This is a genomic window from Fibrobacter sp. UWR3 (assembly GCF_900143055.1).
Taxonomy (GTDB): domain Bacteria; phylum Fibrobacterota; class Fibrobacteria; order Fibrobacterales; family Fibrobacteraceae; genus Fibrobacter.
This window is the reverse complement of record NZ_FRCW01000006.1, coordinates 40,748-59,157: the sequence shown is the minus strand read 5'-3', so window position 1 is coordinate 59,157 and position 18,410 is coordinate 40,748. Positions and strand designations below refer to the sequence as shown.

The window sequence follows — 18,410 nt, the reverse complement described above, 5'->3', positions numbered from 1 at the left end:
GGCCTCCGTGTGGAGGCCTTTTGCCTTTTGGTTTTTAGGGAATTACTTTTTACCGCCCACTTGGAACAGGGCGAATTGCATTTGGAACACCTTGTCGGCGGCGAGCTTTAGGCAATGCTGGTGGAAGCCGCGCAGGGCGAGTTTTGAGGTGCGGTCGCCGGTGGTGATGGCGCTCTCGGTGAGCACGTACTTGCCGCTGGCGTCCTTTTTGATCAGCTGGCATTCCTCAAGCAGTCGCACGGATTGCTTGGCCTCTTCGGTGCAGACTTCCTTTTGCGCATGCTCGACGACCAGGGGTTCTTCTACATGACGGTCTTTGACAACTGGGGCATGGGGAGCCGCTATCTTTGCGCGTTCAGCACCGGCGACGCCAACTACTTCGACCTCGGCTAGCAAAAAATCCTCATTCCGTAAGCCCTTCCAAAACTGTTTTTCGGCTGCATGACCGATGTTTTTACGCTGAAATGGTCATTCGGCGGTCCGCAGCATGTTCGCAGCTATACGGCCTGGCCTAACAGAGCCAGAGGGTCATTTTCGCAGCGTTTTCGCAGTTTCGACCCAAAAGTACGGTCTGGCCCGACAGAGCCATATGGGAAGTTTGGGGAGAGGGGCGTATAAGCGAGGTTGTTTTTCTAAAAAAGAATTAGCATAAGATACTTAATTTTTTTATTTTGTTAGTATGTCGTGTAAAAAAATGAAATATGCGCTTACTGTGGCCGGCTTCGACGGAAGTGCGGGTGCAGGCCTGCTTGCCGACATCAAGACGATGGCGCACTTTGGCGTGTACGGCCAGGCGGTGTGCACGGCCCTAACCGAGCAGAACGAAGATGAGTTTGTTGCCCCGGGCTGGGTCATCTGGGACCGCATCGAGGCACAACTTGCGACGCTCTATAAAAAGCACAAGTTCAATTACGTGAAAATCGGGCTCGTGGAAAAGGCAAAAATCCTGAAGCGGATTGTTGAATTTGTCCGTAATGAATCTCCGAACGCGTTTATCGTGTGGGACCCGATTGCTTCGGCGAGTGCGGGGTTCCACTTTATGCGCGATGCGGAATTGGACGAGTTCCTGCCTGTAATGAAGTCGATTGACCTCGTGACCCCGAACCAGGACGAATTTGCGTACCTGGGCCTGGGGCTTGCGGCTTCGCGCGGGTATGTCGAGTTGGGCAAGGATTTCGCAGTACTCCTGAAGGGCGGGCACGCGCGTGGCAAGGAATCCATCGATACGCTGTGGTACAAGGACGAACTGTGCAAGTTCAGGAGTCCGCGGCTCCCCGGCAAGGGAAAGCACGGAACGGGCTGCGTGCTGAGTTCTGCAATTTTAGCGAACGTGGCGCTCGGGCACGACCTGCCGGAAGCATGCCAGATAGCAAAGAACTACATGGACGAGTTCCTCCAGAGCGGGGAAGGGCGTCTCGGGTTCTTGGTATAGGACTAGCAGTTACAAGAAAAGCCCCGCATTGCGGGGCTTTTGAATGGAAGATCCCCGCCTGCGCGGGGATGACATCAATTAGTCATCATCTTCGGCCGGCTTCTTGGACATCTGCTTTCTCTTGATCGGGTCGAGCTCGGTCTTGCGAAGGCGGAGGATTTCCGGTGTGACTTCGATGCATTCGTCTTCGTTGATGAAGGTGACGCATTCTTCCAAAGTCATGCGGCGGTACGGGGTCAGCTGGATCATGTCGTCAGCGGACTTGGATCGCATGTTGGTGAGGTGCTTGCCCTTCGTGACGTTCACGATGATATCGACGTCGCGGTTGTGTTCGCCCACGATCATGCCCGGATAAACTTCCGCACCCGGTCCGATGATGAGGTAGCCGCGGTCTTCCAGGTTGGAGAGCGCGTAGCTGGCGGCTTCGCCCGGTTCCTTCGCGATAAGCACGCCGTTGATGCGTGTCGGGATTTCGCCCTTGTACGGCTGGTATTCCTTGAAGAAGGACTGCGTGACGGCGTAACCCTTGGAGAGCGAGAGGAGGCGCGGACGGATACCGATGAGGCCACGGCTCGGCACGATGAACTCGAGCGTCACGCGGTCGTTGTCGTCGGTGACCATGTTCACCATTTCGCCCTTGCGCTGCTGGATTTCCTGGATGCAGGCGCCGCTGAACTCGTTCGGGACTTCGACCTTGAAGTCTTCGACCGGTTCCAGGAGTTTGCCGTTCTCGTCGTTGTGGAAAATCACCTGCGGAGAACCGATGGTGAATTCATAGAGTTCACGACGCATGTTCTCGACGAGAATCGTGAGGTGCAAAATGCCACGGCCGGATACCTTGAACGTGGAGGCGCCGTCGACCTTCTCGACGAGGAGGGCGGGGTCTGCCATGTGGGCGCGTTCCAGGCGTTCCTGGAGCTGGTTACCCGTCATGAACTTGCCACCGTACTTGCCGGCGAGGGGCGAGGTGTTCACGGTGAAAACCATGGAGATTGTCGGCGGGTCGATGTGGATGCGCGGCAGGTGCTTCGGGTTGTTCGCGGCACTGATGGTATCGCCGATATCGAACGTGTCGAGGCCTGCGATAAGCACGATTTCGCCCGGGCCCGCTTCGTCAACCGGCTTCGGGGTAAGGCCTTCGTAGCGCAGAATCTTCTGCGGGCGGATCGTCTTCACGGTGCCGTCGGTAAAGGACTGCGCGTAGGTCTGGTTCGGCTTGAACACGCCCTGCTGCACGCGGCCCACGGCCAGGCGGCCAAGGAAGGTCGAGTATTCGAGCGATGCAATCTGCAGGAGCGGTTCTGCAGCCGGGTCGCCCTTCGGGGCCGGAATGCGCTCGATAATCTTGTCCATGAGGATGCTGAAGTCGCCGTCCGGGTCTTCCATCTCGGCCTTGCAGATGCCCTTGCGACCGCTGCCGAACACCTTGTCGAAGTCGAGCTGTTCTTCGTTGGCGTCGAGCTCGCAGAAGAGGTCGAACACCTTGTCGAGGGCGCCGTGCGGGTTGCAGCCGTCGCGGTCAATCTTGTTCACCACCACGATGGGGATGAGCCCGAGTTCGAGAGCCTTCTGCGTCACGAAGCGGGTCTGGGCCATCGGGCCTTCAAATGCGTCCACCACCAGAAGAACGCCGTCCACCGTACCGAGAACGCGCTCCACCTGGCCTCCGAAGTCGGCGTGCCCCGGGGTATCGACGATGTTCACGCGGTAGCCCTTGTACATGACGCTCGTGTTCTTGCTGAGGATGGTGATGCCGCGTTCGCGTTCCAGGTTGTCGGAGTCCATCACGCGTTCGTTGACTTCTTCGCCTTCGTGGAAGGTTCCGCACTGCTTGAGGAGCTGGTCCACCAGGGTGGTCTTGCCGTGGTCAACGTGGGCGATGATGGCGACGTTTCTGATTTTTGATTGATCCATAAATCTGCCTGTGTTTGTAATTTTTGCGCGCAAATTTAGAAATTATGGCCCGAAATGGCAACGTTTGGCATGCAGGTTTACTATATTTGGGCTACTATGGCAAAAGAACAAGACGAATTTGAAAATGATGACGAGATGAGCGAGGAAGCGAAGGAGTTCTTCCCCGAGGAAGAAGGCCTTGCCCCCGTTGTCCGCGACTACAGTGAACGCCGCATCTTGATTTGGGAAGAAGACGATGCCCGCCGCAACGCGTGCCTGGAAGTGCTTTCCGACGTGCTTGTCGGGGCTTTCTTCAAGGCGGTGAAGACCGAGGCCGAGGCCATGGAGCAGATCGAGAACGACGACTGGGATACGTTTGTTGTGGACTTCTATACCGAAGGGGTTTCTTCGAGCGACTTCATCAAGTGCGCGAACAACTACCCGGGTTCGATTCTCGTGGCCATCAACATGGCGCCGCTCACGCTCCCCGACGAGCGCGACCCGGCCAAGACCGAACTCCTGCGCCGCCTGTTCGATATGGAAAAGCCGACAGTCCAACTGCACGGCTAACCCTGAATTTTTTATAGGATTTAAAAGCAGGTCGGCACGCGCCGGCCTGCTTTTCGTTTATAGCAGGCAATAAACTGCGCGTGTTTTATATTTTACCTGGTGTCGGGTTACCCAGGCTCCAGTTCTCGGGATTCTCGCGGTCATCCCACGCGCCGATGTTCAGCTGCGAACTGCGGGCAACCGTTGCCGACGAACTGTTCAGGGGCACTGCGGTGAGGTGCAGGCTGTCCACCTTCCCGTAATACACGGAATCGAGCACATCGCCGTCGCAGTGGAACACGATGGACGATGCCGTCGAGGAATTCGACTTGTTGAACGCGGGCATCTTCTCCACCAGCCGGAACTCCTCGGGTACCACCTCGCTGGAATCGCTCCCGATAGCAAGCGCCCTCCGGGGAGGCAGTTCCACCGGGCGAATCGCGGCGGATTCCTTGAGGGCGGATGTCTTCCCGATAAAACAGTCCCCGATGAGCAGTGTATCGTTGCTCCCGTTGTAGACCTCCACGAAGTCGAAGGCGATAGAATCGTTTTTTGAATTTACGAGGAATTCACTGATCACGAGGTCGCCCTCCTTCGCCTTCCTGCGGGTGGCGGGGAGCGTGAGCGGAATCTGCAGTTCCACGTCGTCCGCTACCTGCAGGGCGATTTTCGTCTTGGCCCGGAGGGAGTTTATCGAGAGTTCCGGTACCGGAGTGTTCTCGTCTATACGGAGCGTGTCCAGCATGCTGTAGATTTCCACGCCGGAAGAATCCCGCAGGGAGAGCGTAACCGCATAGTCGAGCCCGAGCGCCAGCATCTCGCTCTTGAAGGTGGCGTTCAGGCCCGAGGTTTCCATCGGGTAGGTGAACGTGGCCTGCGATGAGGCGAGCGTGAGTGTGCCCGAGGCGATACCCGCCGGGTTGCCGAACCCGAGGGGGATTTCCACGTACACGAAGCCGACGAGGGCGTGCATCGGGATAGATACATCCACGGTGCTGCCGGCCTCGAGCTTCATCTCGATTTCTCCCTTCTGCATCAGCGCCCCGTTCGCGTAGAGCATCGCCCTGAACTTCCAGTGGTCATGCGGGAAAAGGTCCAGGTCAAAGCGTGCGTCCTTCGCGCCTGCCGTGAGGTGGAGCGAATCCGCGCCAACGCATTCCACGACGATGCTGTCCATAAGCGGCACTTCGACGTGGGTGACGCGGAGCGCTACGCTTGCGGTTTTCCCTTCGAGCGAACCTGTCGGTGCACCTTCGGGCGATTCGGAACCGCAGTTCCAGAACGGGACTGCGCACAGGGCCATGGCGAGCGTGCACACGGCCTTCTTGATCATTTTGGTAGGACTCATAAAACCTCCTGTGTTGGGTGGTCCTACCCTTAAAACGGTTTAAAACGGAAAATGAGCCAAATCGTCGAAAAAATTTTTTGGAGCAATAAAAAACGCCCCTTTACGGGCGTCTAATCAGCAGTTGATCGATATGATTAATCGCCGGCGCAGTTTAAAACCAACGAACTCAGTTTAAAACCGATAAATTCAGTTTAAAACCGGCGAATTAATACTGGCCTACAGTTTCAGTTTCGCCTTCCCGCCGGCAACGCGCTGGTTCTGCAGCTTTTCTGCGCAGGCCTTGTCTTGCCTGAGTATCTTCACGAGGGCGCTCGGGCTTATGCCGAACGCCTGTGCCGCAGCCTTCGTGTCTCCGTTCTTGGTCGCCATGATGTCGAACACGTGTGCCACGAACAATGGGAACAGCGCATTGCTGGTCTGTATGTGCCCGTTGCTCCCGGGGAAGGGGATTTCTGTAGCTGGTGGCGTTTCGCGCACGTTCAGGGCAAGCGCCATCTGCATGCGGTGCAGTGCATGGGTCTTATTTTCCTTCGCGCTCCTCGCTTCGCAGGATTTGATTTCTAAATTGTACTGCGGAAGGTTCAGCTGGACTCCGGTATTGGTCTTGTTGCGGTGTTGCCCGCCCGGGCCAGACCCCTGGAAACCCTTCTGGGTGCAGGCGGCGAGCAGCTGGTCCAATGTCATTCTGAGGTAGGTATCGCGATGCATGACCTGAAAAATAAAATAGTTGTGGCGCTTGTGGCTCTGCTTGCGCTTGGTTTTGTCGCCTGTGCGGGCACGTCCGAAAATTCCGGAGCCAAGGATGCGGCCTCGGGCTCGAACGAGGTTTCTGCCCAGGTGAAGGATGCCCTGTACGAGGGCCAGCAGCAGGATAAGCAGGCCCTGCTCGAAATCATGTTCAACAACTTTATCGCAGCCGTGCGCGAGGGTGCCCCCGCAGATACCCTTTACGCCTTCCTGACCGATACTTCGGAATACTGGCTCGATACGCTCGAGAACCATGCTCGTACCTACAATGCAGAGGCGATTGACACGTGCCAGTTCTACGAGGCCTATTCCATTATCCTCTACCGCCTTTACGAGCGTGAGCACCTGTGGGCCACCGACGAGGACCGCATGCTGTTCATGATGCTCAGCAAGAGCGGGATGTTCGACAGGCTCACCAACTTGCCGCTTGGCCCCATGAAGGTGAAGAACGATCGCGGGAGCATCGGTCTTGCCAAGAGCCCCGAAGTGCCCATCATGATTTTCGAATGGGACGACAAGGAATGGAAACTCAACTTGCCCGAAACGATTCCGCTTATCACGAAGGGCATTGAATCCATCGCAGTCAAGAAGAACTGGACGGCAAGGAAACTCGCGCTCTATTGGATAGAGAAGGAATACCGCATGACGTATTCCCGCCTCGACGAGAGCCTACTTGAGCCTATCGGATTCTAGATGCGTGTCGTTTTTCTCTTATTGCTAGCCGCCATTTGCGTACACGCCGCTCCGGCAAAACTGGTGGGCGCGGTCGATTCGAAGGCGGAATTCAGCGGGAACCGCCTCTTTGCGGTTCTCGATTCCGTGGGTGGCCCCGGAACCTGGATGGAATGGGACGTGAACGGTATCCGCGACCCCTCCGTGATGGGCGTGCTGGACCCTTTGCTCAAGTCAAGCAACAAGCCCAAGATGGTGTGGGTGCTTTCGGAACGTAAGTTGCCGCTCCTGTGCGCGCTGCTCCCGAAGGGGGCGGGCGAGGTGCTGGTGTTCTACGAGCTTAAAGCCCTCGATGCCAAGCCCGTGCCGCTCGAGATGAACCGCGTGCTGAATCCCGAAGTGGTGTTCCGCGACTACCGGCAGGTGAGCGCATCCGAGTTCGTGCATCTGGACAGGCCGAGTCTGAAGGTCTCGGCGAACGACAAGTACATCCGCTTCAGCTATTCCAAGCCCGATGCGACCCCGCTTCGCTTTGACAGCGATTTTGAGAAGAAGACGACCGTCGAGAAGAAAAACGAGATAAACAACTACCGTGCGTTTTTCGAGTACGAGTACGCCCTGATGCTCCGTGCCTTCGTGCAGTCCACCCGCGCGCTGTTCAACTGGCAGGCGTGGCACTGGTACATGCCCGCGTTCAACGCGAAGGCCATGATTTCGGATGCCGAACTTACGGCGATTTTCAAGAAGGGCGTGCCCCCGCAGTCCTATACCATATTTCGGACGAAGGCGGTGGGCGGCCAGTGGGTAGAATTCAAGACCAACGGCAACGGATTTTACGAAATGGTCATCACGAACCCGTAATCTTTCATGTGCCTATTTTGTATTTTTAGAAAGTGAAGTTTAAGTCGTCCATAATAGCGGTTTTGCTCCTGGCTGTAGCCTCTTTCGCCATGAACGTGGTGGAGGATTCCCGCTCGCGCTTTGTTGCAGACGACGAGGTGCTCGATGCCTCGGTTTACGGGTGTATCGACGAACTGGGCGAGGCGGTTCCGGGAAGCCGTTTTGTCCCGGAAAATGCGACGCTTGGCGATTCAAGTGATGTGCCTTACCGCACGTACCGCGTGGCTATCCCCGCGGGTGCAAGGCCCCGGGTGTCCGTTTCCGTCAAGAAGACCATCCCGTTGGGGGCATCTTACTGCGAGGGAGCAACCCTCAAGTTTTCGCCGGTAAGGGCATCTGCCCCGTTCTTGAAGGACGGCCTCTGGATGGTGGACGTGCGCGTGCCCCTGTACGAGCGCTTCGGCAATTCGGTAAGGCTGCGCAAGGATTTCCGCCTGGAGGTGGATTTCTCCATGGTTGGTTCGGGCGTAAATCCCGGAAAGCGCGCCCTCTCGCGGGTCGTAAACACGAATGGTGCCGCTCGCTTTGGCGTGTCGCAGAATGTGTTCCGCAAGTCGCTCCGGCGTACTGCTTCGGTCGGTCCTTCCGACGTGCATTTCCTTGCGCGCTTCCTTGTGGGCGACAAGGATGTGGCAACCCACAGCGAAGACGGCCTCTATGCGGTGGATTACAGGACAATCCACAACGCCCTCCCGTACACGATGCAGGATAGCCTGAACGGCATTCCTGTCGAAAAGCTCAGGCTGTATGGTGCATCTGCCGATACCCTGCCTGCAGTGGTTCCCGGTTCTCGCGATGTCGCTCCCGCGCATCTCTTTGAAATTCCCATAGAAATCCGTGACCACTCCAAGCGCGGTTCGGGGCCCGCCAACGGAACGTTCGATGATGGCGATACAATCGTGTTTGTCGGTTATGGCACGTCGATATGGAAACTTGAAGATAGCGTCTACTACCATTCCGTTTCGCCGTATTCGTTCTACCAGTATTTCCAGCTGGGGTGGAATGGCTCGGGCGATGCGCTGCGCCTCTCGAAGACTCTCCCCGCGTACAGGGGCTCTGCGAAGGATGTTCCGTTGATGCGCTACGTGCGTGCTGAAAAGGATGTGCGGCTTCGCGACACGTATTACGGCAAGGGAATCGAGTGGGAAGAATCTTCGGGCAAGGAATGGTTCTGGCACTGGAACTGCCGCCTCGATACTGCAGTCAAGTCCGATATCGGGATGGCGCATCTTTCTAGCCTTCCGGGCCGCATTGAAGGCGGGAAAACTCTTTTGCAGGTATCGTATTTCCCGCACCGCTCCATCTGGGATTCGTTCGTGGAGCGCGAAAAGGACCAGATTCCGAGCGTGATGCTTTCGACATCGAGCATGCTGGAACGCATGAAGGAAATCCGCTACAATTTCTCCGTCAACGGGAAAACCTATTCCGATGCGGATATGAAGCTTGTCGCCTACGGGACCATGCAGGTGGCGGGTGTCCCGCTAGAGGATTCTGGCAACAGGTTCCAGCTGACGATGCTCCCGAACTCGAGGCAGTACGACCGCTTTGACGGCTATACGATTGCTTACCAGTGGAACCCGGTGGTCGACAGTGCGGAATGGTTCCTGCCGGGCCGCGTATCTGGCCTGGTTCGCCTCCCGGTTCCAAGTGGAGTGAGCCTGCTCAAGTTCCGCAACATGCAACCTGTGGGCGTGCTTGCGAGCGAGGGTGGCTATGCGCTCGATAGCGTGAGTGCGTCCGAAGACGTGAGGTACCTTGCCTACAGAAACGGCACGTACAGGACCGCTGTTCGCGTGGAGGGCCTGACCGAAGAATCGAATGACCTTCTTTTCGATGTCGCGAAAATCAACTCGAAGACGGAATACCTCATAATTTCTGCACCTGAGTTTATCGAAGGCGCTGTTGCCTTGGGCCGATTCCGTTCGGAAGGGAAGGCTATAGCCTCGTATGCGACGACTGTAGTGAATGTCGAGGATATTTATCGCCACTATACGGGCGGTTCTGCATCGCCGGTTGCCCTAAGGAACTACATCTCCTACGCGCATTCCGTGTGCCCCGATCTCCGGTTTGTGCTGCTTGTCGGTACGGGACATTTCGACTATCGCGGAATCAAGGAAAAGCTGGGCAAGAACTACATGCCGCCTTTCGAGATGGAAGATAACGTCACGGAGGATTTCTTTGCCGTGCTCGATTCGGGCGAGATGGTGCGTACCGGTTTCTACGACCTGGACTTGGCTGTCGGGCGACTCCCGATAAGTACTCCCGTTGAATTTTCCGCGTATCTCGAGAAGGCGAAGGACTACGATATGGTGGGCCGGTTCGACCATTCCGAATGGCGCAATACATTGCTGCTGACGGCGGACGACGCGAAGAACGGTACGGGGGTCGACAGGACCGGGCACACCACGTTGCAGGAAGGGCTTTCCCGTTCCATCGATTCGCTCGCGAAAAAACTCAACTACCACTGGAGCCAAAAGAAGGTTTACCTGCTTGACTACAAGGAAGATGCCGCGGGCCAGAAGAAGGCCGCCACCGAAGATTTGCTGAACGTGCTGAACCAGGGCGCCCTGATGACGACGTATTTCGGGCACGGTTCCAAGACGGACTGGGCGGCAGAAGGCCTGCTCAAGCCCAGCTACCTCTCCAGAATTTCGAATACGGGCCGCTACACGATTCTCAATTCGTTCTCCTGCATCGTGGGTCGTTTCGACGAGGGTATCAAGCGCTCGCTTTCCGAGGAATTCGTTGTTGCGAAATCGGCGGGCTCCATTGCCTCGGTGGGCGCTGCTCGTGAGACGTTTGCGACAAACAATGAAAAGTTCGGTAAGAACTTCGTGTTCAACCTGCTCCGTAACGACGGCATTACGATAGGCGAGGCCTTTATGCGGGCTAAAAATACGAATGCGGAACAGTTGACCTCATTGAACAATGCAAGCCTGTACAGACAACGTTATAATAACGAGCACTATGTGCTTATCGGCGAGCCCGTGATAAAAATACTGAGTAACGGGTTCAAGGTAACGCTCGACCAGAAAATCGATACGCTCAAGGCGCTTGACAAGGTAAAACTTTCCGGTTCCGTTTCGGGAATGGATAATGGCGTGATAGAACTTTCCATGCGAGAAAGCCGCCGGAACAAGAACCTGTTCCTGGGTGACCCCGAGCATCCGGAGGATTCTCTCGAGGTGGTGTACGATGGCACGCTGGTGTATTCCGAGAAGGTGCCGGTAACGGGAGGCCGCTACGAGACGGAATTCATAACCCCGCGCAAGATTTCGTTTGGTGATACGGCGGTGGAGCTCACTGCATGGGCGTATTCCAGCGACGAACGTGCTATCGGGCGTTACAGGGCGGGCGGCATTACCATCTCCGGTTTCTCTGCGTATGCGGATTCCATACAGGATACCGTCCCTCCGACAATTTCTATCCAGAACTGCTTTGCGAAGGGTTCGGAAAACTCGTATGCCGACGGGCAGACGGTGCGCCTGCAGTCTCCCGCATGTTTGCAAGTGATTATCGAAGATTCTACGGCGCTTGATTTCCGCGAATATGCAGATGAGGGTATATCGCTCGAGGTCGAGGGAATCGAATATCCCTACCATCCGTACCCGTATCTGGAGCAGTCCTCGAAGCGGGCGGTAGTTCACAAGTCGTTCACTGCGGAATCGTACCCGGAGGGGAAATACACCTTCAGGGTCCGTGCCCTCGACGTGCTGGGCAATACTGCCGTGAAGACGCTGAACCTGGAAATTACAGAAGATCTCAAGTCCGGCCTTGCCGACGTGTTCAACGTTCCGAATCCGGTGGGCAAGAAGGGAACCACGTTCTACTTCAAGAATCTTGCGGTGGGGCGTGAATCTACGGTAAATATCTTTATCTACAATCAGCATGGCCGTTTGGTGAAGGTCATCAAGGATGCCGTTTCGGGCGTGACGCACTGGGACGGCCGCGATAATCACGGAAGACTTCTCGCCAACGGGCTTTATCATTATGTTGTGCGTAACGAGGTCTCGGCGACTGCAGATTTGAAGTCCAAGACGTGGACCAAGAAACAGAAACTATTAATATCGAGGTAATTGATGGATTTGCGTGAAAAACCGGGCAAGGTACAGAACTTTTTGGAACTGATGCTCCGCGTCCGCCTTATTGCGGTAGTGGTCATGGTCATTGTGACGGTAACTGTACTTGCAAAGTCGTGGGATTTCCTTGTCGGACTCCCGATAGCCGCTTCCGAGGGGCTTGGCATGTGGCTTGCCGGTATTGATAATGTCCAAGGTTTTTGGGCGTCTTCGCAGTACCTAGCAGTTGCAGCACTTGCGGGCTTAGTTATGTTTATCGTTTTTGGCGGGGCCCGTGCCGGTATCGCTTCGGTTGTTTCTGCCGCACTCCTGGGCGGTGCGCTCATGGTGATGGGCGGTAGCGAGGATCTTGCCCTCCCGATGTATGGAATTCTCGCACTTGTTTCGCTCCTGTTGCTCCTGTTTGCAAAGTTGTCCGTAGCTTGCGTGCTATTCCCGTTTGCGCTGGCGTGGCTTTTCCTGTGCGCGATACTGACCGCCATCCCGTGGCCAGCGGAAGAGCCCATGAACCTGGTATGGGGCGTGCAGTCGGCATTCGGTTTTGCAAGTGCGATGGCGTTTGCCGTTGTAGCGGGTAAGCATCTCGGGGCGGGCGCTCCGCAGAACGGTGCCATTGTGGAGGCTGCAAAGCAGTTGTTTGTGCCCGTGATTGTGGGGGCATTGCTTCTCGAGGCGGCGATAACCATCGATATGCTCGGGAAGGCGAACGTCATTTACGGCATTCTCAGGTACCTGCTGTTTGTCGTGTGGTTCTTCGTGTTCCTCGTTCCGGTGTCATCCTTTGCACCGTGGGAACGCCTGCGTGCGGGTAGCCGCCGCGTCGAGATGAAGGACAAGAAGAAGACTTCCAAAAAATAAAGCGCGCTAACGAAGCGCGCCTGCGTAATGTCATGCCCGCATAATGTCATGCCCGCTATACGAAACTTGGCAATTTATTGCCTTAGTTGAGTTATCCACTCTGTGGACGAAAAGGCGGGCATCTTCTATGCAATATTGAGGCTCTGCTCCCTAATGCACTCGATTTCGTTCTTGAGTTCGATGGCAAGCGCCGCAATCTCTGCGCTCTGGCATTTTGTCCCGAGGGTATTCGCCTCGCGGCCCATTTCCTGAAGGATAAACCCGAGGTTCTTGCCCTGCGCGCCGCCTTTCTTGAGGGCATCCAGGAACAGCTTGTTGTGGCTGTGGAACCGCGTGATTTCTTCGTGGATGTCGAGCTTGTCTGCCATGATGCAGGCTTCCTGCAACAGGCGCACGTCGTCGATTTCGCTATCCTTCATCAGGCTGTCGATGCGTTCCTTGAACTTGACCTTCCATGTGTCGATGCGCTGCGGGTCCAGCACCTCGATTTTCGCGAGCACGTCTTCTAGGTGGGCAACGCGCTTTGTGAGGTCGGCCGCGAGATTCGCGCCTTCCTTTTCGCGCATGGCGATAACGCCGTCCAGCGCCTTCGAAAGTTCTTTCTTCAGGTGGTTTTCCCAGGCCTCGTTATCGGCGCCGGCATCGGTAAATTGCAGTACTTCGGGGATGGCGAGAATGTGGTCGAGCGTGATTTCGCCTGCGATGCCGTGCTTTGCCTGCATGGCCTTGGTGATTTCCACGAACTTGCTTACCGCCGTTTCGTTGTAGCATACGGGAATATTCCCGACAGCGCCTTCGCCGAGTGTGATGGAGAGGTTCACCGAGCCGCGGGCCAGCTTGTCCTTGATTTGGGCCTTGAGGTCGTTTTCGAGGTAGGCGAAGTTTTTAGGAATCTTGCTTGAAATTTCGAGGAAACGGCTGTTCACGCTGCGCACTTCGATAACGCAGGTGGTTCCGTTCAGTGTGGATTCGCTCTTGCCGAACCCTGTCATGGAAATAATCGACATGTCTAAACCTTCGAAATAGTGGCAATCACGTGTTCTGCGCCAAAGTTCTTGAGTCCGAATGCGGAAAGGACCTTACTCAGCGTATGGTCGCTCTGGAAGTTGATGTTCTCTATCTTGAACCCTTCCTTCTTGCAGAGCGTGTAGAAGTCCTTTACCGTCAAAAGGCGGATGTTCGGCGTGTCGTACCATTCGTACGGCAGTTCCTTGGACTTGGGCATGCGACCGTGGAGCATGAGGCTTCCGCGGGTGGTCCAGTGCCCGAAATTCGGGAACGTGACGATGGCCTTTTTTGCGACGCGCAACAGTTCGTTTAGGAGTGCCACCGGGTCGCGGATTTCCTGGATGGTGCGGTTGATAATCGCGTAGTCGAAGCTTCCGTCCTTCAGGTCCGAGATTCCCTTGTCGTCGAGGTCGCGCTGGATGACCTGCACGTCCTTCTCGAGGCAGTCGAGGATTCCCGTGATGTTCTTCTCGATGCCGAATCCCGTGACGTTCTTCTTCTGGATGAGGAAGTCGAGCAGGTCGCCACTGCCGCAACCGAGGTCGAGCACGTGGCTGTCTTCCTTCACGAGCTTGCCGAGCAGCTTGAAGTCGCTCTCTTCGTGGAAAACGGGAACGGCCTGCGTGCCTTGCTGCGGGATAATCTTTGAATCGAGGAAGCGGCCTACGGCCTTGCCGAGTTCGCCCACTTCGATAAGGAATCCGTCGTGCCCGAACTGCGTGTCGAGTTCGAGGCTTGTCACCTTCTTGCCCACGTTCAGGAGTGCGCTCGTGATGCGGCGGCTCTCGTGCGGCGGGAACAGCCAGTCGGTGGAAAGGTTCACGTTCAGCACTTCGGCCTTGATGTCCTTGAAGGCGTTCTCGATGCTGCCGTATTCGGTTTCGAGGTCAAAAGCGTCGGTCGCGTGCGCGATGTGCAGGTAGCTGTTCGCGTCAAAGCGGTCCACGAACTTTTTGCCCTGGTAGCGCAGGTAGCTTTCGATAGGCAGGTTTAGGTCGAACGGCGTGGAGTACGTGACGGCGTGGCTCTTGTTCTCCTGCGCCTGCGCACGCTTGAACTTCTGTTCCATGCCGATGGCGCTGAGGTAGGTGATATGCGCGAGCTTGCGTGCGTTCGCGAGGCCCACGTCGGGTTTTGCGACACCTTCACCGTAGAAATCGCCGTTGTTGTAGTTCGGGTCCTGCGTAATCACGTCGCGGGCCACGACTTCGAAACCGAGTGCCTGGCTCGAGAAGCGCGGCGAACTTGCGATAATCACGATTCGTTTGACCTGCTCGGGGTAGTAGATGGCCCACTTCATCGCCTGGAAGCCGCCCATCGAGCCGCCCATGACGCAGTAGAATTCCTTGATGCCAAGCCCGTCGGCGAGTTCCTTCTGGGCGTGCACCATGTCGCCGATGGTAATGGTGGGGAATGTGCTGCCGTAGGGCTTGCCCGTGCGCGGGTTCACGCTTGCGGGGCCCGTAGTGCCCTTGCACCCGCCCAAAATGTTGCTGCAGACCACAAAGAAGCGGTCCGTGTCGATTGCCTTGCCGGGGCCGATGAGTTCGTCCCACCAGCCGGGCTTCTTGTCGCTTTCGGTGTACCAGCCGGCGGCGTGTGCGTCGGCGGTCAAGGGCGAGCAGACCCAAACCGCGTTGTCGGCGGCGGCGTTCAGCTTGCCGTATGTCTCGTAACGGATGTTGAGCGCGGGGAGCGTCTTTCCGTTTTCCAGCACAAAACCGGCCTCGCCATAGTCCTTGACGAAGTCCTTCGGCTCTACGGGGCCGATGCTGGATTTATGCAAATATTCACTCATATGCATAAATATAGTAAAAGCGGCTTTTATTTTTGGGTAGTTCTTGAGGCTTACCCCAGTATTTTCTTTGCAATCCGTTGGATTTTTGCGCGGAAGCCCTTGTCGCCTTCTTTGTGGTAGGGCGGGTAGAAGAACTGCATGGGGTCGAAAACGCCCTGGTGCATCACGTTCCTTTCGTGGCTGAACGTCTTGAACCCGTAAAACCCGTGGTAATTGCCGGTGCCGCTCATGCCTACGCCCCCGAAGGGTAGCGAGAGGTTCTCGATTTGCAAAATGCAGTGGTTCACGCAGGTGGAACCCGAGGTGGTTTCGCGCAGCACGCGGTCGATCGCCTTCTCGTTGCGCCCGAAGATGTAAAGTGCAAGCGGTTTCGGGCGGCTCTGGACAAACGCAATAGCTTCTTCGAGTGAATCGTAGGCGACAATCGGGAGGATGGGCCCGAAAATTTCGCTCTGCATGATGTCCATTTCGGGCGTGACGCCGGTAAGTACGGTTGCAGGCGTGTACCTGCCCGCGATATCGCAATAATCCGCACCGCCGATGACGGCCTTAGCGCCACGTTCAACAGCGTCCTTCATTAATGCCTTGTGGCGTTCAGTAGCGTGGCTCTCGACGATGTGCACGAAGTTCTCGCAATTGCGGCGGATTTCTTCCGTATCGCCATACATCTTCTTTATGTTGTCTGCAACGGCATCGGCGAACGGTTGCACGAGTCTGTGCGGGCAAAGCACGTAGTCCGGCGCAATGCAGGTCTGGCCTGCGTTCAGGCACTTGCCCCAGGCGATTTTCCGGGCGGCATCCGCGACATTCACGTCTTCGAGGATAAAGGCAGGAGATTTTCCCCCGAGTTCCAGCGTAATGCTTGCATGGACCTTCGCGGCACATTCCGCGACGTGCGCGCCGACTTCCGGGCTCCCGGTAAAGAACACGTGGTCAAAGGGGAGGGCGAGCAACTGGTCTCCGATTTCCGTTCCGGCTCCCTGCACGACGGCGACTTCGTCCTCCTCGAATACGTCTGCGATAATCGATTCGAGAACGGCGCTTACGCGGGGCGTCTTGTGACTCGGTTTCGCGATGACGACGTTCCCCGCGGCAATGGCTGCGGTGATGGGCGAGAGGAACAGCAAAAAGGGGTAGTTCCAGGGAGCCATGATGAGCACGCGGCCCTTCGGCTCGAAATGGCTTGCGCTCCGGTTGAGCGGGAACAGCCAGCTCCAGCGCCCGGGCTTGTCTTCCATCCAGTCGGGGAGGTGTGCAATCGCGTCGTCGATTTCTGCAAGCGCGGGGAAAATTTCGCAGAGCCAGGCTTCGAGCTGCGGCTTGTGGAAGTCTTCCCAGACGGCGTCGTAGAATTCCTGCTGGCGGTCTACAATCGCCTTGCGGAGCGCCTTCAATTTCGCGATGCGTTCCTTCGCGGTCGTGTTGGCGACTTGCCAGCGCTTTTTGCCCTGTGCCTCGAAAAGGCTGTTCAATTCTTCGACGATCATACTTTACCTACGTCATACCGCAGCCTTGCGAAGCAAGGCAAGTGTATCTACTCTCTTTTCCCTACCTTCGTCATACCGCAGCACCGAAGGTGCAAGCGTGTGACGTCATCCGACGCTATGTTCCAACTTCAGCGTCAGCAACTGCCTTGCCTCGGTCGCGAATTCGCCGGGGAGTTCCTTGAACACGTCCTTGCAGAATCCGCCCACCATCGCCTGTATGGCGTCTTCGCGCTTGATGCCGCGGCTCTCGAAATAGAACAGCTGGTCTTCGCTGATGCGGCTGGTGGTGGCCTCGTGTTCCGTGGTGGAGCTGGCGTTAGCAACCGTGATGTAGGGGAACGTGTGAGCCGCACTCTTTGTGCCCACGAGCATGCTGTCGCACTGGGTGTAGTTCCGGGCGCCAGTGGCGGATTTGCGGATGCTCACTTCGCCGCGGTAGGCATTGCTGGAGTAGTCGGCGCTGATGCCCTTCGAAATGATAGTGCTCTTGGTGTTCTTGCCGATGTGGATCATCTTGGTGCCGGTATCGGCCTGCATGTGCCCGTTGGTGAGGGCAACGCTGTAGAATTCACCGACGGAGTTGTCGCCCAGCAGCACGCAGCTCGGGTACTTCCATGTGATGGCGGAACCTGTTTCGACCTGCGTCCAGCTGATGCGGCTGTTCTTGCCCGCGCACTTTCCGCGCTTCGTGACGAAGTTGTACACGCCACCGGCTCCCGTCTCGCGGTCGCCCGCGTACCAGTTCTGTACGGTCGAATATTTAATGCTTGCGTTGTCCTTCGCCACGAGTTCCACGATGGCGCTGTGCAACTGCTTGCTCGAATATTCTGGCGCGGTGCAACCTTCGAGGTAGCTCACGCTCGCGCCTTCGTCGGCGATAATCAGGGTGCGTTCGAACTGGCCCGCTTCCTTGTTGTTGATGCGGAAGTAGGTGGAAAGGTCCATCGGGCACTTGACTCCAGGCGGGATGTACACGAAGCTCCCGTCGCCAAAGACTGCGCTGTTCAAAGCCGCAAAATAGTTGTCGCCCGCGGGTACCACGCTTCCCAGGTATTCCTCGATGAGTTCGGGGTATTCCTTGATGGCGTCGCTGATACTGCAGAACAAAATGCCCATTTCCATGAGCTTGCGTTTGTGGCTGGTGTAAATGCTCACTGAGTCAAAGACCGCGTCCACGGCCACGTTGGCAAGTCGCTTCTGTTCGTCCAGCGGAATGCCGAGCTTTTCGAAGGTGGCTAGCAACTCCGGGTCAACGTCCTCAATCTTTTCGTGGCTCTTCTTGGTCTTCGGGGCGGAGTAATAGACGATGTCCTGCAGGTCCACCGGTGCAAAATGCAACTCGCCCCAGTTCGGCTGCTCCATGGTCTTGAGCTTCTCGTAGGCCTTCAGGCGAAAATCGAGCATGAACTGCGGTTCGCCGCGGAGCTTGGAGGCTCTCCGGATGATATCTTCGTTCAGGCCCTTCTCGAAGGCCTCGTTCTCGATATCTGTGACAAAACCGTACTTGTAGTTTTCGCTCATTTTCGTTTCCGCACTGTTTTCGCACGCTTATCGCGCGATATTTGCGGCGCTAAATATAGAAAAAACGGCTTTCGCCTGGCGCCATTGCCCAAATTTCTATTATATTTTGAAAAAACGA

At 56.4% G+C, this 18,410-nt stretch carries 14 protein-coding genes and 1 pseudogene; 7 read left to right on the top strand and 8 right to left on the bottom strand.

Annotated features, from left to right (window positions below; genetic code table 11):
* Positions 1 to 42: 42 nt before the first annotated feature.
* Positions 43 to 240 (bottom strand): DUF4423 domain-containing protein, encoded by a 198-nt coding sequence (locus BUA44_RS09280; protein WP_255370510.1) that lies wholly within the window; start codon positions 238 to 240, stop codon positions 43 to 45.
* A gap of 3 nt (positions 241 to 243) precedes the next feature.
* Here BUA44_RS09280 and BUA44_RS15695 point away from each other — a divergent pair, with 3 nt between their 5' ends.
* Positions 244 to 393, top strand: coding sequence for a hypothetical protein (locus tag BUA44_RS15695; protein ID WP_178348776.1), 150 nt, complete (start codon positions 244 to 246; stop codon positions 391 to 393).
* Between the two features lie 286 nt (positions 394 to 679).
* Complete coding sequence (locus tag BUA44_RS09275) at positions 680 to 1,432, top strand: bifunctional hydroxymethylpyrimidine kinase/phosphomethylpyrimidine kinase (protein WP_255370509.1); 753 nt, start codon at positions 680 to 682, stop codon at positions 1,430 to 1,432.
* A 78-nt stretch (positions 1,433 to 1,510) separates the two neighbouring features.
* Here the strand turns inward: BUA44_RS09275 and typA are convergent, their stop codons facing one another.
* A complete protein-coding gene (gene typA, locus BUA44_RS09270; protein ID WP_072811180.1) occupies positions 1,511 to 3,346 on the bottom strand; it encodes a translational GTPase TypA in 1,836 nt (611 codons plus the stop codon).
* A gap of 96 nt (positions 3,347 to 3,442) precedes the next feature.
* Here typA and BUA44_RS09265 point away from each other — a divergent pair, with 96 nt between their 5' ends.
* Positions 3,443 to 3,895: a hypothetical protein gene (locus BUA44_RS09265; RefSeq protein WP_139258709.1), complete on the top strand. Its 453-nt coding sequence runs from the start codon at positions 3,443 to 3,445 to the stop codon at positions 3,893 to 3,895.
* A gap of 85 nt (positions 3,896 to 3,980) precedes the next feature.
* Here the strand turns inward: BUA44_RS09265 and BUA44_RS09260 are convergent, their stop codons facing one another.
* Together BUA44_RS09260 and BUA44_RS09255 are read right to left on the bottom strand one after the other, a co-directional pair.
* Entirely contained in the window at positions 3,981 to 5,222 is a 1,242-nt protein-coding gene (locus BUA44_RS09260) for a hypothetical protein (RefSeq protein WP_072811175.1), read from the bottom strand.
* Between the two features lie 216 nt (positions 5,223 to 5,438).
* Entirely contained in the window at positions 5,439 to 5,930 is a 492-nt protein-coding gene (locus BUA44_RS09255) for a peptide chain release factor-like protein (protein WP_072811173.1), read from the bottom strand.
* Here BUA44_RS09255 and BUA44_RS09250 point away from each other — a divergent pair.
* From BUA44_RS09250 to BUA44_RS09235, 4 genes are read left to right on the top strand one after another with little or no spacing between them, the layout of a single operon-like run.
* Positions 5,925 to 6,662, top strand: coding sequence for a hypothetical protein (locus tag BUA44_RS09250; RefSeq protein ID WP_072811171.1), 738 nt, complete (start codon positions 5,925 to 5,927; stop codon positions 6,660 to 6,662). The two genes, BUA44_RS09255 and BUA44_RS09250, sit on opposite strands and share 6 nt — an antisense overlap.
* Positions 6,663 to 7,502, top strand: coding sequence for a hypothetical protein (locus BUA44_RS09245; RefSeq protein WP_139258710.1), 840 nt, complete (start codon positions 6,663 to 6,665; stop codon positions 7,500 to 7,502).
* Between the two features lie 32 nt (positions 7,503 to 7,534).
* A complete protein-coding gene (locus BUA44_RS09240; RefSeq protein WP_072811166.1) occupies positions 7,535 to 11,617 on the top strand; it encodes a C25 family cysteine peptidase in 4,083 nt (1,360 codons plus the stop codon).
* A 3-nt stretch (positions 11,618 to 11,620) separates the two neighbouring features.
* Positions 11,621 to 12,478, top strand: a complete 858-nt coding sequence (locus tag BUA44_RS09235; protein WP_072811164.1) for a hypothetical protein — start codon at positions 11,621 to 11,623, stop codon at positions 12,476 to 12,478.
* Between the two features lie 125 nt (positions 12,479 to 12,603).
* On the opposite strand, the gene BUA44_RS09230 is transcribed toward BUA44_RS09235, so the two are convergent.
* The 4 genes and pseudogenes from BUA44_RS09230 to sufB all read right to left on the bottom strand — a co-directional run.
* On the bottom strand, positions 12,604 to 13,485 hold the full coding sequence (locus BUA44_RS09230; RefSeq protein WP_072811161.1) for a YicC/YloC family endoribonuclease: 882 nt from the start codon (positions 13,483 to 13,485) through the stop codon (positions 12,604 to 12,606).
* Between the two features lie 2 nt (positions 13,486 to 13,487).
* Complete coding sequence (locus BUA44_RS09225; RefSeq protein ID WP_255252351.1) at positions 13,488 to 15,284, bottom strand: homoserine O-acetyltransferase MetX; 1,797 nt, start codon at positions 15,282 to 15,284, stop codon at positions 13,488 to 13,490.
* 50 nt (positions 15,285 to 15,334) lie between these two features.
* Complete coding sequence (locus BUA44_RS09220; protein WP_072811159.1) at positions 15,335 to 16,771, bottom strand: aldehyde dehydrogenase family protein; 1,437 nt, start codon at positions 16,769 to 16,771, stop codon at positions 15,335 to 15,337.
* 105 nt (positions 16,772 to 16,876) lie between these two features.
* Positions 16,877 to 18,307: pseudogene (gene sufB / locus BUA44_RS09215) on the bottom strand (Fe-S cluster assembly protein SufB); the annotation flags it as partial.
* Positions 18,308 to 18,410 lie beyond the last annotated feature (103 nt).